General features: G+C 65.5%; 13 protein-coding genes and 1 tRNA gene. 9 read left to right on the top strand and 5 right to left on the bottom strand.

The window, feature by feature from the left end:
* Positions 1-3: 3 nt before the first annotated feature.
* On the bottom strand, positions 4-234 hold the full coding sequence (locus AC3A84_RS07715; RefSeq protein ID WP_487969010.1) for a hypothetical protein: 231 nt from the start codon (positions 232-234) through the stop codon (positions 4-6).
* Between the two features lie 222 nt (positions 235-456).
* Between AC3A84_RS07715 and AC3A84_RS07720 the strand changes: the two genes are divergently transcribed.
* Positions 457-738 carry a DUF2789 domain-containing protein gene (locus AC3A84_RS07720; protein WP_487969011.1) on the top strand — a complete coding sequence of 94 codons (282 nt, stop codon included), beginning with the start codon at positions 457-459 and terminating at the stop codon, positions 736-738.
* A 98-nt stretch (positions 739-836) separates the two neighbouring features.
* On the opposite strand, the gene AC3A84_RS07725 is transcribed toward AC3A84_RS07720, so the two are convergent.
* Positions 837-1,040 carry a hypothetical protein gene (locus tag AC3A84_RS07725; RefSeq protein WP_487969012.1) on the bottom strand — a complete coding sequence of 68 codons (204 nt, stop codon included), beginning with the start codon at positions 1,038-1,040 and terminating at the stop codon, positions 837-839.
* A gap of 161 nt (positions 1,041-1,201) precedes the next feature.
* Positions 1,202-1,278, bottom strand: a tRNA-Arg gene (locus AC3A84_RS07730).
* A gap of 234 nt (positions 1,279-1,512) precedes the next feature.
* On the opposite strand from AC3A84_RS07730, the gene AC3A84_RS07735 reads away from it, so the two are divergent.
* Positions 1,513-3,267 carry a cation:proton antiporter domain-containing protein gene (locus AC3A84_RS07735; protein ID WP_487969013.1) on the top strand — a complete coding sequence of 585 codons (1,755 nt, stop codon included), beginning with the start codon at positions 1,513-1,515 and terminating at the stop codon, positions 3,265-3,267.
* A 224-nt stretch (positions 3,268-3,491) separates the two neighbouring features.
* On the opposite strand, the gene AC3A84_RS07740 is transcribed toward AC3A84_RS07735, so the two are convergent.
* Entirely contained in the window at positions 3,492-5,321 is a 1,830-nt protein-coding gene (locus tag AC3A84_RS07740; RefSeq protein ID WP_487969014.1) for a M14 family metallopeptidase, read from the bottom strand.
* A 454-nt stretch (positions 5,322-5,775) separates the two neighbouring features.
* On the opposite strand from AC3A84_RS07740, the gene AC3A84_RS07745 reads away from it, so the two are divergent.
* Positions 5,776-6,906 carry an ROK family protein gene (locus AC3A84_RS07745; RefSeq protein ID WP_487969015.1) on the top strand — a complete coding sequence of 377 codons (1,131 nt, stop codon included), beginning with the start codon at positions 5,776-5,778 and terminating at the stop codon, positions 6,904-6,906.
* A gap of 146 nt (positions 6,907-7,052) precedes the next feature.
* On the opposite strand, the gene AC3A84_RS07750 is transcribed toward AC3A84_RS07745, so the two are convergent.
* A complete protein-coding gene (locus AC3A84_RS07750) occupies positions 7,053-8,249 on the bottom strand; it encodes an amino acid aminotransferase (protein ID WP_487969016.1) in 1,197 nt (398 codons plus the stop codon).
* 110 nt (positions 8,250-8,359) lie between these two features.
* Here AC3A84_RS07750 and uvrB point away from each other — a divergent pair, with 110 nt between their 5' ends.
* The 6 genes from uvrB to hscB all read left to right on the top strand — a co-directional run bounded on the left by uvrB (position 8,360) and on the right by hscB (position 13,888).
* Positions 8,360-10,450, top strand: coding sequence for an excinuclease ABC subunit UvrB (gene uvrB, locus AC3A84_RS07755; RefSeq protein WP_487969017.1), 2,091 nt, complete (start codon positions 8,360-8,362; stop codon positions 10,448-10,450).
* 258 nt (positions 10,451-10,708) lie between these two features.
* Entirely contained in the window at positions 10,709-11,245 is a 537-nt protein-coding gene (gene iscR, locus AC3A84_RS07760) for a Fe-S cluster assembly transcriptional regulator IscR (protein WP_092939309.1), read from the top strand.
* Between the two features lie 52 nt (positions 11,246-11,297).
* A complete protein-coding gene (locus AC3A84_RS07765; RefSeq protein ID WP_092939310.1) occupies positions 11,298-12,518 on the top strand; it encodes an IscS subfamily cysteine desulfurase in 1,221 nt (406 codons plus the stop codon).
* A 21-nt stretch (positions 12,519-12,539) separates the two neighbouring features.
* On the top strand, positions 12,540-12,953 hold the full coding sequence (iscU, locus tag AC3A84_RS07770) for a Fe-S cluster assembly scaffold IscU (RefSeq protein ID WP_092939311.1): 414 nt from the start codon (positions 12,540-12,542) through the stop codon (positions 12,951-12,953).
* Positions 12,954-12,957: 4 nt separating this feature from the next.
* Positions 12,958-13,281 (top strand): iron-sulfur cluster assembly protein IscA, encoded by a 324-nt coding sequence (gene iscA / locus AC3A84_RS07775; protein ID WP_092939312.1) that lies wholly within the window; start codon positions 12,958-12,960, stop codon positions 13,279-13,281.
* A gap of 88 nt (positions 13,282-13,369) precedes the next feature.
* Positions 13,370-13,888 (top strand): Fe-S protein assembly co-chaperone HscB, encoded by a 519-nt coding sequence (gene hscB, locus AC3A84_RS07780; RefSeq protein WP_487969018.1) that lies wholly within the window; start codon positions 13,370-13,372, stop codon positions 13,886-13,888.
* Positions 13,889-13,970 lie beyond the last annotated feature (82 nt).

The following is a 13,970-nucleotide window of genomic DNA, read 5'->3' on the forward strand; positions in this document are numbered from 1 at the left end:
TCATCACACGGCTCGCTGTTGCGCTTCCATAGTGAACTGCCGGCAAATGTTCAGGCCCGTTGCCGTCAGCTTGAGTGCCCCGCCGTCCCATTCCATCCAGAAGCACTTCACCAGCTCGTCGATCACCTCGTCGCCGATCTGACCGGCCTGATTCGCCTTCAGCAAATTCTGAATGCGGGGCAGGGCGGCGCGCAATTCGCTCTGGCGATCTGCGCTTTGGGTTGCGGTTGGCATGGGACCCTCTTGGTGCTGAAACGATCGTGCAGCCTAGCACGCGCAGCGCGAAGGCGCTCATCGTGATGCGTTGCGGCAACAAGGCATGGAGCGCAAGTTGAGAAGGTCATGAGTGCGCCCCGGGAAGGCGAGCTGCGGGACTTTGCAGCCTTGTCTTACGCAGACGGTTTCCGTTTCCAGCTAAGTTGGTCCATTCTTCCAACCTGCATGCAAGGAGCCACCATGATCACCTCTGACCCGACGATGACGAACCTCTTTCTGCAATTGGGCCTCGACGAGACAGCGGAGGCGATCGACGGCTTTATCCAGTCGCATCAGTTGCCGACAGACGTGGGATTGGTCGAGGCACCGTTCTGGAACGACGCGCAGCGCCAGTTCCTGGCCGAGCAATGGAAAGCCGATGCCCCCTGGGCGCTCACGGTCGATCAACTGAGCGAAGCGCTGCATGCAGAGGCGGTACGTGCCCGAACCGCACTGGAGGCGTCGCATACGGACGCGGGCTGATGAGCCTCTCTTCGCCCCAGCGCAGCCTGCACTTGAGGCATGAGCTCCTCACCACACCTTCCCCCGCCGCGGATCAGGCTGCCGGGGCCGCGTCTGGATCAGTGTTGCCGGAGTGGACTGTGGTAGGAGCGGCCGGCGCTGGAAAGCAGGGCGATGCGTTCATGACGCCGCCGCGCAGCCTCGCGCGCGTGTTGCAGGTCTTCTGCCCGGTCAGCGCGCCCGGCTGCAGATGCCATGGCCAGGAACGCCGTGCCCAGCAGGAAATAGGCGCCGATGCCGAGGATCATCAGGGTGGGGGTCATGGCCTTGTCTCCTTTATGTGCTATGCCTCAGGTGTACCGCCGATGCGCGGGTCGAAGCATGAGGATCAACCCCAGTCATGGGGGGATCGCAGGCTTACTTTCGGGTTTGTCAGGAGCCTGCACAGGCCTGGAAGAGCTGTCTGAAGGCTTGGCTGCTTGATTGGCCTGCCCGGAGGGACTCGAACCCCCGACCTATTGCTTAGAAGGCAATTGCTCTATCCAGTTGAGCTACGGGCAGGTGCAGGCGGAAGGCGGCGCGCCAGAGGAATTGAGATGGATGCATCTCGTGGCAAAGCCGCAGTCGCGGTCAACGCGAGGGTGTGGATGATACCTGGGCTAGCGGGCCTCTCATCGTGCCCCGGCCTCGTTTTTGCTGGGATATCGAGGTTGAGGTTATAAGGAGCTACGCCCAGCGCTCGCGCCTTCTCCGTGCGGTCCATCCCCTCCGGTTGCCCTTCAACCGACAACCACCATGCACCACAGCCTGTCGCTCATCAACACCATCGCCGCCGGCCTGGGGCTGGCCCTGGTGCTGGGCTTCATCGCTACACGGGTGAAGCTGCCGGCGCTGGTGGGTTACCTGCTGGCGGGTGTGGTGATCGGCCCGTTTACGCCGGGTTTCGTGGCCGACCGCGAGATGGCCAGCCAGCTGGCCGAGATCGGCGTGATGCTGCTGATGTTCGGCGTGGGCCTACATTTCTCGCTGGGCGACTTGCTGGCGGTGCGGCGCATCGCGCTGCCTGGAGCGGTCGTGCAGATGGTGGTGGCCACGCTGCTGGGCATGGGCCTGGCGACCTGGTGGGGATGGGGTCTGGGCGGCGCGCTGGTGTTCGGTCTGGCGCTGTCCGTCGCCAGCACGGTGGTGCTGCTGCGCGCGCTGGAGACGCAGGGCATTCTCGATTCTTACACCGGCCGCATCGCGGTGGGTTGGCTGGTGGTGGAAGACCTGGCGATGGTGCTGGTGCTGGTCTTGCTGCCGCCGCTAGCCGGCTGGCTGGGTGGTAGCGGTTCCCACGCTCCGGCCGCTGAGGTATGGCGTGCGGTCGGCACCACATTGGCGCAGGTGGGGGCCTTCGTCGCGCTCATGCTGGTGGTAGGGCGGCGCGTATTCCCGTGGGTACTGTGGCAGGTCGCGCGCACCGGTTCGCGCGAACTTTTCACGCTGTGCGTGGTGGCTGCGGCCGTCAGCATCGCCTATGGCTCGGCGGCGCTTTTCGGGGTGTCGTTCGCGCTGGGGGCGTTCTTCGCGGGCATGGTGATGCGCGAATCCGAATTCAGCCACCGCGCCGCTCAGGAGTCACTGCCGCTGCGCGATGCCTTCGCCGTGCTGTTCTTCGTGTCGGTAGGCATGCTGTTCAATCCCTGGGTGCTCGTGGAACGGCCGCTTCAGGTGCTGGGCGTGGTGGCCATCATCATCCTCGGCAAGACGTTGGCTGCAGCGGCGCTGGTGCTGGCCTTCCGCTACCCGCTGAACACAGCGCTCACGGTGTCGGCCAGCCTGGCGCAGATCGGCGAGTTCTCCTTCATCCTCGTGGGACTGGGTTCCTCGCTGGGCCTGCTGCCGCCCGAAGGGGCCAGCCTGGTGTTGGCCGGCGCGCTGATTTCCATCGCGGTGAACCCGGTGCTGTTCCGCGCCATCGCGCCGCTGCAGCAATGGCTGCGGGCGCGTTCGGCGCTGGCGCGGCGGCTGGATCAGCGCGACGATCCACTGGCTGAACTGCCCATGACGACTGACGAGAAGTTCCTCGCCCGCCAGGTCGTGCTGGTGGGCTACGGGCGGGTGGGGCAGCGCATCGCGGCCGCCCTGGTGGCGCGGGACGTGCCTTTCGTGGTGGCCGAGCAGAACCGCGAACTGGTCGAATCCCTGCGCAACCAGGGCATGGCCGCGGTCTATGGCGACGGGGTGGACCCCGCGGTGCTGATCCAGGCGCACATCGCCCGGGCCCACATGCTGGTGATCGCCACCCCGGACACGCTGAACGTGCGCCAGATCGTCGCAACTGCCCGCATCCTCAATCCCGAGATCGAGACGGTGGTGCGCAGCCACAACGACGAAGAGGCCCGGCTGCTGGAGCAGGAGGGCGTCGGCAAGGTGTTCCTGGGCGAAGAGGCGCTGGCGGTCGCCATGACGGAGCATGTCGTCGCCAGCGCGCACCAGCGCCATGCAAGGGGCGGCCATGCCGCCTCGGCCACGGCGCCGGGTGGCCTGCACCAGCACGGTGCCTGAGCTCTTTTTCACGGCTTTTGGGCTGCAGGCCTAGGATAATCAAGCGCTTATAGCTATTGAATCAATAGCAACTCGATGGCTGGCGTTGCCCGAAGGCGCTCTGCAAAGGAGAGAGGCCCGTGCCAGGTCTGTTCGACGTGATGGCGCCAGGCCTGGGGTGTGCTCACCGGCCGTATCCGCTCCAGGGCCACGCCTTGCGATACGGCCGATTGGCTGGTGGCTTTTCAGTCGCCCTCGAACACCAGCGACGGAGGCACCATCACACGGGCCGTTTCGCTCAGGCTGCCGATGAGGTGGTTGGCGAAATAACTGTTCTGCGTGTCCGGCTCCAGGGCTGCGACGGCCAGGTTGGCCAGCGGCTGGTTCAGTGGCACGTAGAAGCTGCCGGCAGGAGCGTCGATGGCGCTGCGGGCCAGCGTGGTTTGCACGTTCACGATGTCGCCGGATCCTGCCACCGTTCCGCGCACGTCCTGGCGCGCGGCAGTGTCGCGGCCGGTTTCCTGGTAGGTGTCGGCCAGCACCGAGCCTTGCTCGGCTACCCGCATCACCTGCAGGCCCAGCAGCCGCAGCCGGTCCACCGCCGGCGCGGCGGTGCCCGCCAGCCAGTAGCCGCAGGGCCGTGCGCGGCTCTTGACCGTGCGCAGCTCCAGGGACGAGTTCCATTCCACACGCAGCGCGCGGTCCGCGCCGGTCTGCGGGTCGAGCATCAGCAGGTCGCGCTGAGTAGGCGTCGAGGCGGCTTCGACCACCACCTGGCCGCGGCAGGCCTGGGCCGCTGTGTCGCGGGCCACGAAGGAACGCACCTGTTCCAGGTTGGCCGCGCGGTCTGCCGTGCTGCGCAGCGCGCTGGTGAGTGCCGTGACCTGCGTGTGGACGCGGCGCTGGATATCGGTGCGACCGATGCCCACGCCGCGCGTTTCCACCAGCATGCTGACCGCGTTCTTCAGGCCATTCACGTTGCGGCCGGTGTCGGGCTGGGTGCCGCCCATGGAGATGGTGCGGTCGTCCATGTTGGTAGAAGTGGTGTAGTACCACTCGTTGGTCAGCCCTTGCGCGGTGAGCGCGCTCACCATGGGCTGGCGGAACCATTCCAGCGCGGCCTTGTTGATGAATTCCGGGGTGTTGGCTGTGGTGGCGTGCTGCAGCAGCGCGTCGTAGCGCTGGATGCCGCCGAACTTCTGCAGGAAGCGCCCAACGACGGTGTATTCGTGCGCGTCCAGCACGGCCGCAGGGCGGTAGTTGCGCACCAGCTTGGCCAGGGCCTGCGCTTCGGGGGTGTTGAGCAGCAGGTGGTCGCGGTTCATGTCGATGCCGTTGGCTGTCACGCGGGTGCCGGCTTCGGCGCCGTCCGGGTTGGCGCGCGGCACGACGATCACGTTGATGCGGTCCAGCAGCGGCTCCAGCAGGCCTTGCGACAGTTCGCGGGCCATCACCAGCAGCGCCTCGGCGGGAGCGGGTTCGTCGCCGTGCTGCTGGCCGATCAGCAGCACGGTGGGCCGGCCACTGGCGTCCAGCGCCGCTACGTCTGTGCCGCTGGCACGGGTCAGTACCAGTGCCTGCAGGGGCACGCCGCGCTGCGACCGGCCCATGTCGAGCAGCTCGGCCCGGGTGCTGCCCTTGACGGACGTGGCCAGCCCACGCAGCCACTGGGTCGCTTCGGCATTGGTAGTGAAGGCACGGCGGCCATCGGCGAGGCCTGGCGTCTCATACCGCACAGCCGGGGCCGGAAAGCGCGCTGCCACGGCTTCACTGTAGGGCAAGGCCTCAGCCGATGGCGCTGGTGCCGCAGCCTCGGGCTCTCCCGCCATCGACGGACTGGGCGCGATGGGGGTGGTCACCACGCCGGTGCGCTGCGTGCCCAGCGGCGGCGGCACCGCGCGGGTCGCGGCGGGGGCTGGCGCCGTCTGAACAGCCTTGGGCGGCGTGGTCGGCCAAGGCGGCAGCGGCGTGCTGGCGCATGCGGTCAGCAGTGCGACCGCTACGGCCACGGCGCCCAGGCGCCACGGATTCAGAGGGGTGGAAGCGGGCGAGGCAAAGGAGGCGTTCTGGGGCATGGCGATGAAGAGGCTTCGAAGCCCTCGGCTACGGATTTGGGCGTCATGTTACCTGCGGCTACCGCCCGTGGGGCGGCTGACAGGCCCAGCAGGGGGAATGGTCAGAGGCGCAACTGCGCGCGTTGGCGCACAGCATCAGGGAGCGCGCCGCCCCGGGGGGGGGGTGAGCCGGGCCCTCAACCCTCTTATCGCATGTTGAAGCGCATTCTGGCCGGCGAACGCGGGCGGGGCCGGGCAGATATCAGGTCTCAGGCCATGGCATGAAGGCTGGCGGGGCTCGCCGTTGAAGCGCGATCTCACAGCGATGGATGTCGCTACAAGCCAGAAGCGGGGAGGTGTTCTTGAGCGCGTCCCCCTTTCGCCGCCCCCTGACAGGATGTTTGCTGACGCCCGCGACGCAAAATTGCCCCCAGCATCCCACCATGGACCGACGGAACTTCCGATGAAGGATGGCATGGCCGATACACACAAGGATGCGAACGAGGCGAAGGGCGTGCAATCCGTACTGAGCGAGCGCGAGCTGCGGGCTCAGCGCGCGCTGGCCACTCTCGGTCCGCATGGCGAGATGGAACTGCCCTCGGTGACCATAGACGGCTACAGCCTGGAACTGCGCGACGGCGACGCCGACGGCTTCATTGGCGATGCAGCGAGCCGCACGGCCTTCCGCAAGATGCTTGATGCCTGGCGCGCGTTATTCGCCGACATGGCGGGCAAGGACCCGTTCGGCTCCAAGGCCACCGAAGACATCGGCAAATCCAGGCTCGACGGGTTACTGCAAGAGGGTGGACCGGCCGCACAGGCCATTCGCGCCGCGCAGGAAGACTACGCACTGCAACTGGCCGACGTCGTGCGCCGCTTTCTCAAGGAAGAGAGCTGGAAGGGCGTCAAGCGGGTGATCGTGGGCGGGGGCTTCCAGCAGAGCGAGGTGGGGCAGGGCGCCATCCGGCGCGCCGCCGCGCTCTTGAAAGCGGCCAAGGTGCCCGTGGAGCTGCGCACGCTGCGCCATCACGCCGACGAAGGCGGGCTGGTCGGCTGGGTGCATCTGGCGCCCACCGCGCTGCTGCAGAGCTACGACGCCATCCTGGCCGTGGATATCGGTGGCACCAACGTGCGCTGCGGCATCGTGCTGACCCATCTGCACAAGACGCCGGACATGTCGCGCGCCGAAGTGGTCAAGCGCGACAAGTGGGGCCATGCGGGCGACACGCCCACGCGCGATGCGCTGATCGAGGGCGTTGCCGGCATGCTGGAAAAGCTACTGGAGCGCGCCGAGAAGATGGGCATCCGCGTGGCACCCTTCATCGGTGTCGCCTGCCCGGGTCTGATCTGCGAGGACGGCTCCATCGCCGGAGGCGCCCAGAACCTGCCCGGCAACTGGGAGAGCACGCGCTTTCGCCTCTCGCACGACCTGTATGAACGCCTGCCGCTCATCAGCGGTGGACGCACCCAGATCTGCCTGCACAACGACGCAGTGGTGCAGGGTCTGTCGGAGCTGCCGTTCACCCAGGATGTCAAGCGCTGGGCAGTGCTGACCGTGGGCACGGGCCTGGGCAATGCGAGCTACACCAACCGCAGTCCGCGATGAAATCAGGAAGCCCTTGACGCTCTTCTTTTGATAGCGATATGCCGGCGCATATCAAGCGCTCGCGGCAGAAATGCATGAAAAAACCGCCCGATGGCGGTTTTTTTGCTTTGCATCGGTGCCGCTGCCGGACTGGCCGGCAGCTGCCGTCAGACCACCTTGGCGATGGACTGGCAGACGTAGTCGATGTTCTTGCTGTTGAGCGCCGCCACGCACATGCGGCCGGTGTCGGTGCCGTACACGCCGAACTCGGTGCGCAGGCGCACCATCTGGTCCTTGGTCAGGCCCGAGTAGCTGAACATGCCGATCTGCTGGGTGATGAAGGACATGTCCTGCTGCACGCCGGCGGCCTTCAGGCCATCGACCAGCTTCTGGCGCATGGCCTTGATGCGCACGCGCATCTCGCCCAGTTCCTTTTCCCACAGGGCGCGCAGCTCGGGGTTGCCCAGCACGGCCGCCACCACCGCGCCGCCGTGCGTGGGCGGGTTGGAGTAGTTGGTGCGGATCGCGATCTTGAGCTGGCTCAGCACGCGCGATGCCTCCTCCTTGTCGGCGCACAGCACCGACAGGCCGCCCACGCGCTCGCCGTACAGGCTGAAGCTCTTGGAAAACGAGGTGGAGACGAAGAAGTTCAGGCCGGCCGCCACGAACTTCTGGATCACCGCGCCATCCTCCTGGATGCCGTGGCCGAAGCCCTGATAGGCCATGTCAAGGAAGGGCGTCAGGCCCTGGGCCTTGACCACGGCGATGACCTGGTCCCACTGCTCGGCCGTGATGTCGTAGCCGGTGGGGTTGTGGCAGCAGGCGTGCAGCACGACGATGGTGCCGGGCGCGGCAGCCTTCAGGCTGGCCAGCATGCCTTCGACGTTCACGCCGCGCTTGGCTGCGTCGTAGTAGGCGTAGGTATCGACGGTGAAGCCGGCGTTGGTGAACAGGGCGCGGTGGTTCTCCCAACTCGGGTCGGAGATCAGCACCGTGGCGTCGGGGCTGACCTTCTTCAGGAAGTCGGCGCCGATCTTCAGGCCGCCGGTGCCGCCGATGGCCTGCACGGTAGCCACGCGACCGGAGGTGACCGGCTCGCTGCCTTCGCCGAACACCAGCGCCTTGACGGCGTTGTCATAGGCAGCGATGCCGTCGATGGGCAGATAGCCGCGCGCGGTGGGCTTGTCCATCAGGGCCTTCTCCGCAGCTTGCACGCACTGCAGCAGAGGGAGCTTGCCGTTGTCGTCGAAATACACGCCCACGCCCAGGTTGACCTTGTTGGGGTTGGTGTCAGCAGCGAACTGCTCGTTCAGACCCAGGATGGGGTCGCGTGGTGCCATTTCGACGGCGGTGAAGAGAGACATGGAGTGCTTTCCTTGGGGAAATATCGACAAAGGATGTCAGAGCGGGAGTCCGGGCCTGTTGTAGTCTGCCGGGCCGGCCCGATTTTAAGGGCTCCACTTCTCGCCAACCCATGCCAAAACCCATTGAAGCCATGCCGTCCGCGCAAGAGGGCCAGCTGGTGCGCTTTCCCGATTCGCCCTTCGAGCTGTTCCAGCCTTATCCGCCCGCCGGTGACCAGCCCACGGCCATCGAGGAACTGGTCGAAGGCGTGCGCGACGGCGAGGTCTTCCAGACCCTGCTGGGCGTGACCGGCTCGGGCAAGACGTTCACCATGGCCAACGTCATCGCCCGGCTGGGCCGGCCGGCCATCGTCTTTGCGCCCAATAAGACCCTGGCCGCGCAGCTCTACAGCGAATTCCGCGAGTTCTTCCCCAAGAACGCGGTGGAGTACTTCGTCAGCTATTACGACTACTACCAGCCCGAGGCCTACGTTCCGCAGCGCGACCTTTTCATCGAAAAGGATTCGGCCATCAACGAGCACATCGAACAGATGCGGCTGTCGGCCACCAAGAGCGTGCTGGAGCGCCGCGACGTGGTCATCGTGGCCACGGTGAGCGCCATCTACGGCATCGGCGCGCCGGAGGACTACACCCAGATGCGCTTCATCTTGCGCGTGGGCGACGAGCTCAACCAGCGCGACGTCATCGGCCGGCTGATCCGCATGCAGTACACGCGCAACGAACAGGACTTCGCGCGCGGCAGCTTCCGCGTGCGTGGCGACACCATCGACGTGTTCCCCTCGGAGCACTCGGAGCTGGCCATCCGCATCGAGCTGTTCGACGACGAGGTGGAGTCGCTCTCGCTCTTCGACCCGCTCACCGGCCGGGTGCGGCAGAAGATCCCGCGCTTCACCATTTATCCCAGCAGCCATTACGTGACGCCGCGCGACAAGGTGTTGGCCGCCGTCGAAAGCATCAAGCTGGAGCTGGCCGACCGGCTCAAGCAGTTCGTTTCCGAAGGCAAGCTGGTCGAGGCCCAGCGCCTGGAGCAGCGCACCCGGTTCGACCTGGAGATGCTCAGCGAAGTCGGGCACTGCAAAGGGATCGAGAACTACACGCGCCACCTCTCGGGCGCGCAGCCGGGCGACCCGCCGCCGACGCTGACCAACTATCTGCCGCCCGACTCCCTCATGTTCCTGGACGAGAGCCACCAGATGATCGGCCAGCTGAGCGCCATGTACAACGGCGACCGGGCACGCAAGAACACCCTGGTCGAATACGGCTTCCGGCTGCCTTCTGCGCTGGACAACCGGCCGCTGAAGTTCGAGGAGTTCGAGCAACGCATGCGCCAGGTCGTGTTCGTCTCTGCCACGCCCGCAGATTACGAAAAGACGCATGCGGGCCGTGTCGTGGAGCAGGTGGTGCGCCCCACGGGCCTGGTGGACCCCGAGATCGAAGTGCGCCCCGCCACCCATCAGGTGGACGATGTGCTGCAAGAAATACGCTTTCGGTCAGAAAAGAATCAGCGAGTACTCATTACTACGCTGACCAAGCGCATGGCCGAGCAGCTCACCGACTACCTGACCGACAACGGCGTCAAGGTGCGCTATTTGCATTCGGATATCGACACGGTGGAGCGCGTGGAGATCATCCGGGACCTGCGTCTGGGCGCCTTCGACGTGCTGGTGGGCATCAACCTGCTGCGAGAGGGGCTGGATATTCCCGAGGTGTCGCTGGTCGCCATCCTGGATGCCGACAAGGAAGGGTTTCTGCGCGCCGAGCGCAGCCTGATCCAGACCATCGGCCGTGCGGCCCGCAATCTGAACGGCAAGGCCATTCTCTATGCCGACCGCATCACCGACTCCATGCGCAAAGCCATCGACGAGACGGAACGCCGCCGCGCCAAACAGATCGCACATAACGAAGCCCAGGGCATCACGCCGCGCAGCATCGTCAAGCAGGTGCGCGATCTCATCGACGGGGTTTACAGCGAGAAGACGGGCCGGGAAGCCGAGCGGCTCGAACAGGAATCGATGCAGCGGGCGCAGGTGGAAGACATGTCTGAAAAGGATGTGGCCCGGGAGATCAAGCGCCTGGAAAAGCTCATGCTCGAACACGCGCGCAATCTGGAGTTTGAGCAGGCCGCCCGCGTACGTGACCAGCTCACCCGACTCAAGGACCGTGCATTTGGCGCGCACGGCGGAGACCAGGTGGCCGTCTGAGCGGGCCAGCGGGGGCTCAAAGGGTTGCGGGGGCATGACCGGGAGGTCGCTGCCGCGACCGGGGTGTTCGGGTACCCGACAAAAACAATAGGGTTTGTGCTATACTTGTCTGAAATAGTCAAGAAAAGAAAAGCCCAGGATGAACAGGGCTCCGCGAGGTTCAGGTGCCTGTCGGAGTAGGGGCGGAGACGGTGCCGGAGGCTGGTTCCCAGCTTGCGGATTTCTATAACGAACAAGCCTGAAGACAAGGAGCTTGCGATGCGTCTCACTACCAAAGGCCGTTTTGCGGTCACCGCGATGATCGATCTGGCACTGCGCCAGAACAACGGCCCGGTCACCCTCGCTGCCATCAGCCAGCGCCAGCAGATCTCGCTGTCGTATCTCGAACAGCTCTTCGGCAAGCTGCGCCGGCACGAGCTGGTCGAATCCACGCGCGGCCCGGGCGGCGGCTACACGCTGGCCCGCAAGGCCGGCGACATCACCGTGGCCGACATCATCGTCTCGGTCGACGAACCCATCGACGCCACCCAGTGTGGCGGCAAGGAAAATTGCCTCGGTGACGCTGGCCGTTGCATGACCCACGAACTGTGGGCCTCGCTCAACCAGCGCATGGTCGAATTCCTGGACTCCGTCACCCTGCAAAAGCTGGTGGACGACCAGCTCGCCAAGGGCGTGCAGGTCGAAGACAAGCCGGTCGTGCGCCGCGCCATCTCGACCACGCCCGTCGTCAAACCCATTCGCGTGAACGCGCCCAACTCGGTGTTCGCACTGGGCAACGTGTTCGCCAAGTCCTGAGTGCCGGGCATCCGCCCGACCTTGCCAGCCAGAGTCTTTGTTTGAGCCAGCCATGGATATGACCCCGCATTTCCCGATCTATCTCGACTACGGTGCCACCACGCCCGTGGACCCGCGCGTCGTTGACGCCATGATTCCGTGGCTGCGCGAGCATTTCGGCAACCCGGCATCCCGTAGCCACGCCTGGGGCTGGGAAGCCGAAGAAGCCGTGGAGAAGGCCCGCGCCAACGTGGCTGCGCTCATCGGCGCCGACCCGCGCGAAATCGTCTGGACCAGTGGCGCCACCGAGTCCAACAACCTGGCCATCAAGGGTGCTGCGCACTTCTACAAGGGCAAGGGCAAGCACATCATCACGGTGAAGACCGAGCACAAGGCTGTGCTTGATACGACCCGGGAGCTGGAGCGCCAGGGCTTTGAGGTGACTTACCTCGACGTTCAGGAAAACGGCCTGCTCGACTTCGACGTGCTCAAGGCGGCCATCCGCCCCGACACCATCCTGCTGAGCGTGATGTTCGTGAACAACGAGATCGGCGTGATCCAGGACATCCCGGCCATCGGCGCGCTGTGCCGTGAGAAGGGCGTGATCTTCCACGTCGATGCCGCGCAGGCTACCGGCAAGGTCGAGATCGACATGGCCACGCTGCCCGTCGATCTGATGAGCCTGGCATCGCACAAGACCTACGGCCCCAAGGGCATCGGCGCGCTCTATGTGCGCCGCAAGCCCCGCGTGCGCCTGGAAGCGCAGATGCACGGTGGCGGCCACGAACGCGGCATGCGTTCGGGCACCTTGCCCACGCACCAGATCGTCGGCATGGGTGAAGCTTTCCGCATCGCTCGTGAAGAGATGGCGCAGGATCTAGCCAAGGCCCGCGCGCTGCAGAAGCGCCTGCTGGACGGACTGACCGATATCGAGCAGGTGTTCGTCAACGGCGACCTGGAGCGCCGCGTGCCGCACAACCTGAACATCAGCTTCAACTACGTCGAAGGCGAGTCGCTGATCATGGGCATCAAGGGTCTGGCCGTGTCGTCGGGGTCGGCCTGCACGTCCGCGAGCCTGGAGCCTAGCTACGTGCTGCGCGCCCTGGGCCGCAGCGACGAACTGGCGCACAGCAGCCTGCGCATGACCATCGGCCGCTTCACGACCGAGGAAGAGATCGACTACGCCGTCTCGACCATCCGCCACAACGTGGCCAAGCTGCGCGAGCTCAGCCCCCTGTGGGACATGTACAAGGACGGCATCGACATCAGCGCCATCCAGTGGGCCGCACATTGAAGAATTGACGAGGTAAACATCATGGCTTATTCAGACAAAGTGATCGACCATTACGAGAACCCCCGCAACGTGGGTTCGTTCGACAAGGGTGATGAGTCCGTAGGCACCGGCATGGTCGGCGCGCCGGCATGCGGCGACGTGATGAAGCTGCAGATCAAGGTGAACCCCGAAACCGGCGTGATCGAAGACGCACGCTTCAAAACCTACGGCTGCGGCTCGGCCATCGCCTCGTCGTCGCTGGTGACCGAATGGGTCAAGGGCAAGACGCTGGACGAAGCGGCTGCACTGAAGAACAGCCAGATCGCCGAAGAGCTGGCACTGCCGCCCGTGAAGGTGCACTGCTCCATCCTCGCGGAAGACGCCATCAAGGCCGCCGTGCTGGACTACAAGACCAAGCACGCGGCAGCCGCTCCCGCCGACGCGCAGGCCGCCTGAAGTCATGGCCATCACCCTGACCGAAGCTGCGGCCCGGCACGTCAACCGCTATCTGTCCCGGCGGGGCAAGGGCGTGGGTGTTCGCCTGGGTGTGAAGACCACGGGGTGTTCCGGGCTGGCGTACAAGCTGGAGTATGTGGATTCGCAGGAGCCGGAAGACGTGGTGTTTGAGAACCACGGCGTGAAGGTGCTGATCGATCCCAAGAGCCTGGCTTACATCGACGGCACCGAGCTCGACTTCGTGCGTGAAGGCCTGAACGAGGGCTTCAAGTTCAACAACCCCAACGAGCGCGACCGCTGCGGCTGCGGGGAGAGCTTCCGCGTTTGAGCCCCCTCGACGCGCTGATCGCTGCGACCGCCAACGCCCCCAGCGCTGGCGGTTTTTTCATCACTGGCAGGCAGCAGGCCTGGCCCTTATGAACCTCCAATCCGACGACTTTGAACTGTTCGACGTGCCGCGCCGCTTCGAGCAGGACCGTTCCGCGCTGGATGCGCGCTGGAAGGCGCTGCAGCGCGAAGCGCACCCGGATCGCTTCGCCGCGCAGGGCGGGGCCGCGCAGCGCGTGGCCATGCAGTGGTCGGTGCGCATCAACGAGGCCTACCAGCGCCTGAAAGACCCGCTGCGCCGCGCCGCCTATCTGTGCGAGCTGCACGGCGCGCCCATCCGCGCCGAAGACAACACCGCCATGCCTGCCGCGTTCCTCATGCAGCAGATGGAATGGCGCGAAGCGCTCGAAGACGCTGGCAGCACCGCCGAACTCGATGCGCTGTACGACGATGTGGCGCAGTCGCAGGCCGCTGCGATCGGGCGTTGCAGGCAGCTGATCGACGAGAAAGCCGACTATGCCGGGGCGGCGCAGGAGGTCAGAGCCCTCATGTTCATTGCGCGTTTTGGCCATGACATCGAGGCTCGCCGGGACCAACTGGGACAATAGCCGGTTGAGCAAGGGCCCGGCGCCTTTTCATCGCGCCGCAGCCGTTTCGGCGCGCCCGTACCCACCCGCATCAAGACAAGAG

The sequence above is a fragment of the Paracidovorax sp. genome (assembly GCF_057642795.1).

Excerpts from the sequence above, each read along its gene's own strand:
- AC3A84_RS07715 (WP_487969010.1), bottom strand. The coding sequence starts at position 234 with ATGCCAACCGCAACCCAAAGCGCAGATCGCCAGAGCGAATTGCGCGCC.
- AC3A84_RS07720 (WP_487969011.1), top strand. The coding sequence starts at position 457 with ATGATCACCTCTGACCCGACGATGACGAACCTCTTTCTGCAATTGGGC.
- AC3A84_RS07725 (WP_487969012.1), bottom strand. The coding sequence starts at position 1,040 with ATGACCCCCACCCTGATGATCCTCGGCATCGGCGCCTATTTCCTGCTG.
- AC3A84_RS07735 (WP_487969013.1), top strand. The coding sequence starts at position 1,513 with ATGCACCACAGCCTGTCGCTCATCAACACCATCGCCGCCGGCCTGGGG.
- AC3A84_RS07740 (WP_487969014.1), bottom strand. The coding sequence starts at position 5,321 with ATGCCCCAGAACGCCTCCTTTGCCTCGCCCGCTTCCACCCCTCTGAAT.
- AC3A84_RS07745 (WP_487969015.1), top strand. The coding sequence starts at position 5,776 with ATGGCCGATACACACAAGGATGCGAACGAGGCGAAGGGCGTGCAATCC.
- AC3A84_RS07750 (WP_487969016.1), bottom strand. The coding sequence starts at position 8,249 with ATGTCTCTCTTCACCGCCGTCGAAATGGCACCACGCGACCCCATCCTG.
- uvrB (WP_487969017.1), top strand. The coding sequence starts at position 8,360 with ATGCCAAAACCCATTGAAGCCATGCCGTCCGCGCAAGAGGGCCAGCTG.
- iscR (WP_092939309.1), top strand. The coding sequence starts at position 10,709 with ATGCGTCTCACTACCAAAGGCCGTTTTGCGGTCACCGCGATGATCGAT.
- AC3A84_RS07765 (WP_092939310.1), top strand. The coding sequence starts at position 11,298 with ATGGATATGACCCCGCATTTCCCGATCTATCTCGACTACGGTGCCACC.
- iscU (WP_092939311.1), top strand. The coding sequence starts at position 12,540 with ATGGCTTATTCAGACAAAGTGATCGACCATTACGAGAACCCCCGCAAC.
- iscA (WP_092939312.1), top strand. The coding sequence starts at position 12,958 with ATGGCCATCACCCTGACCGAAGCTGCGGCCCGGCACGTCAACCGCTAT.
- hscB (WP_487969018.1), top strand. The coding sequence starts at position 13,370 with ATGAACCTCCAATCCGACGACTTTGAACTGTTCGACGTGCCGCGCCGC.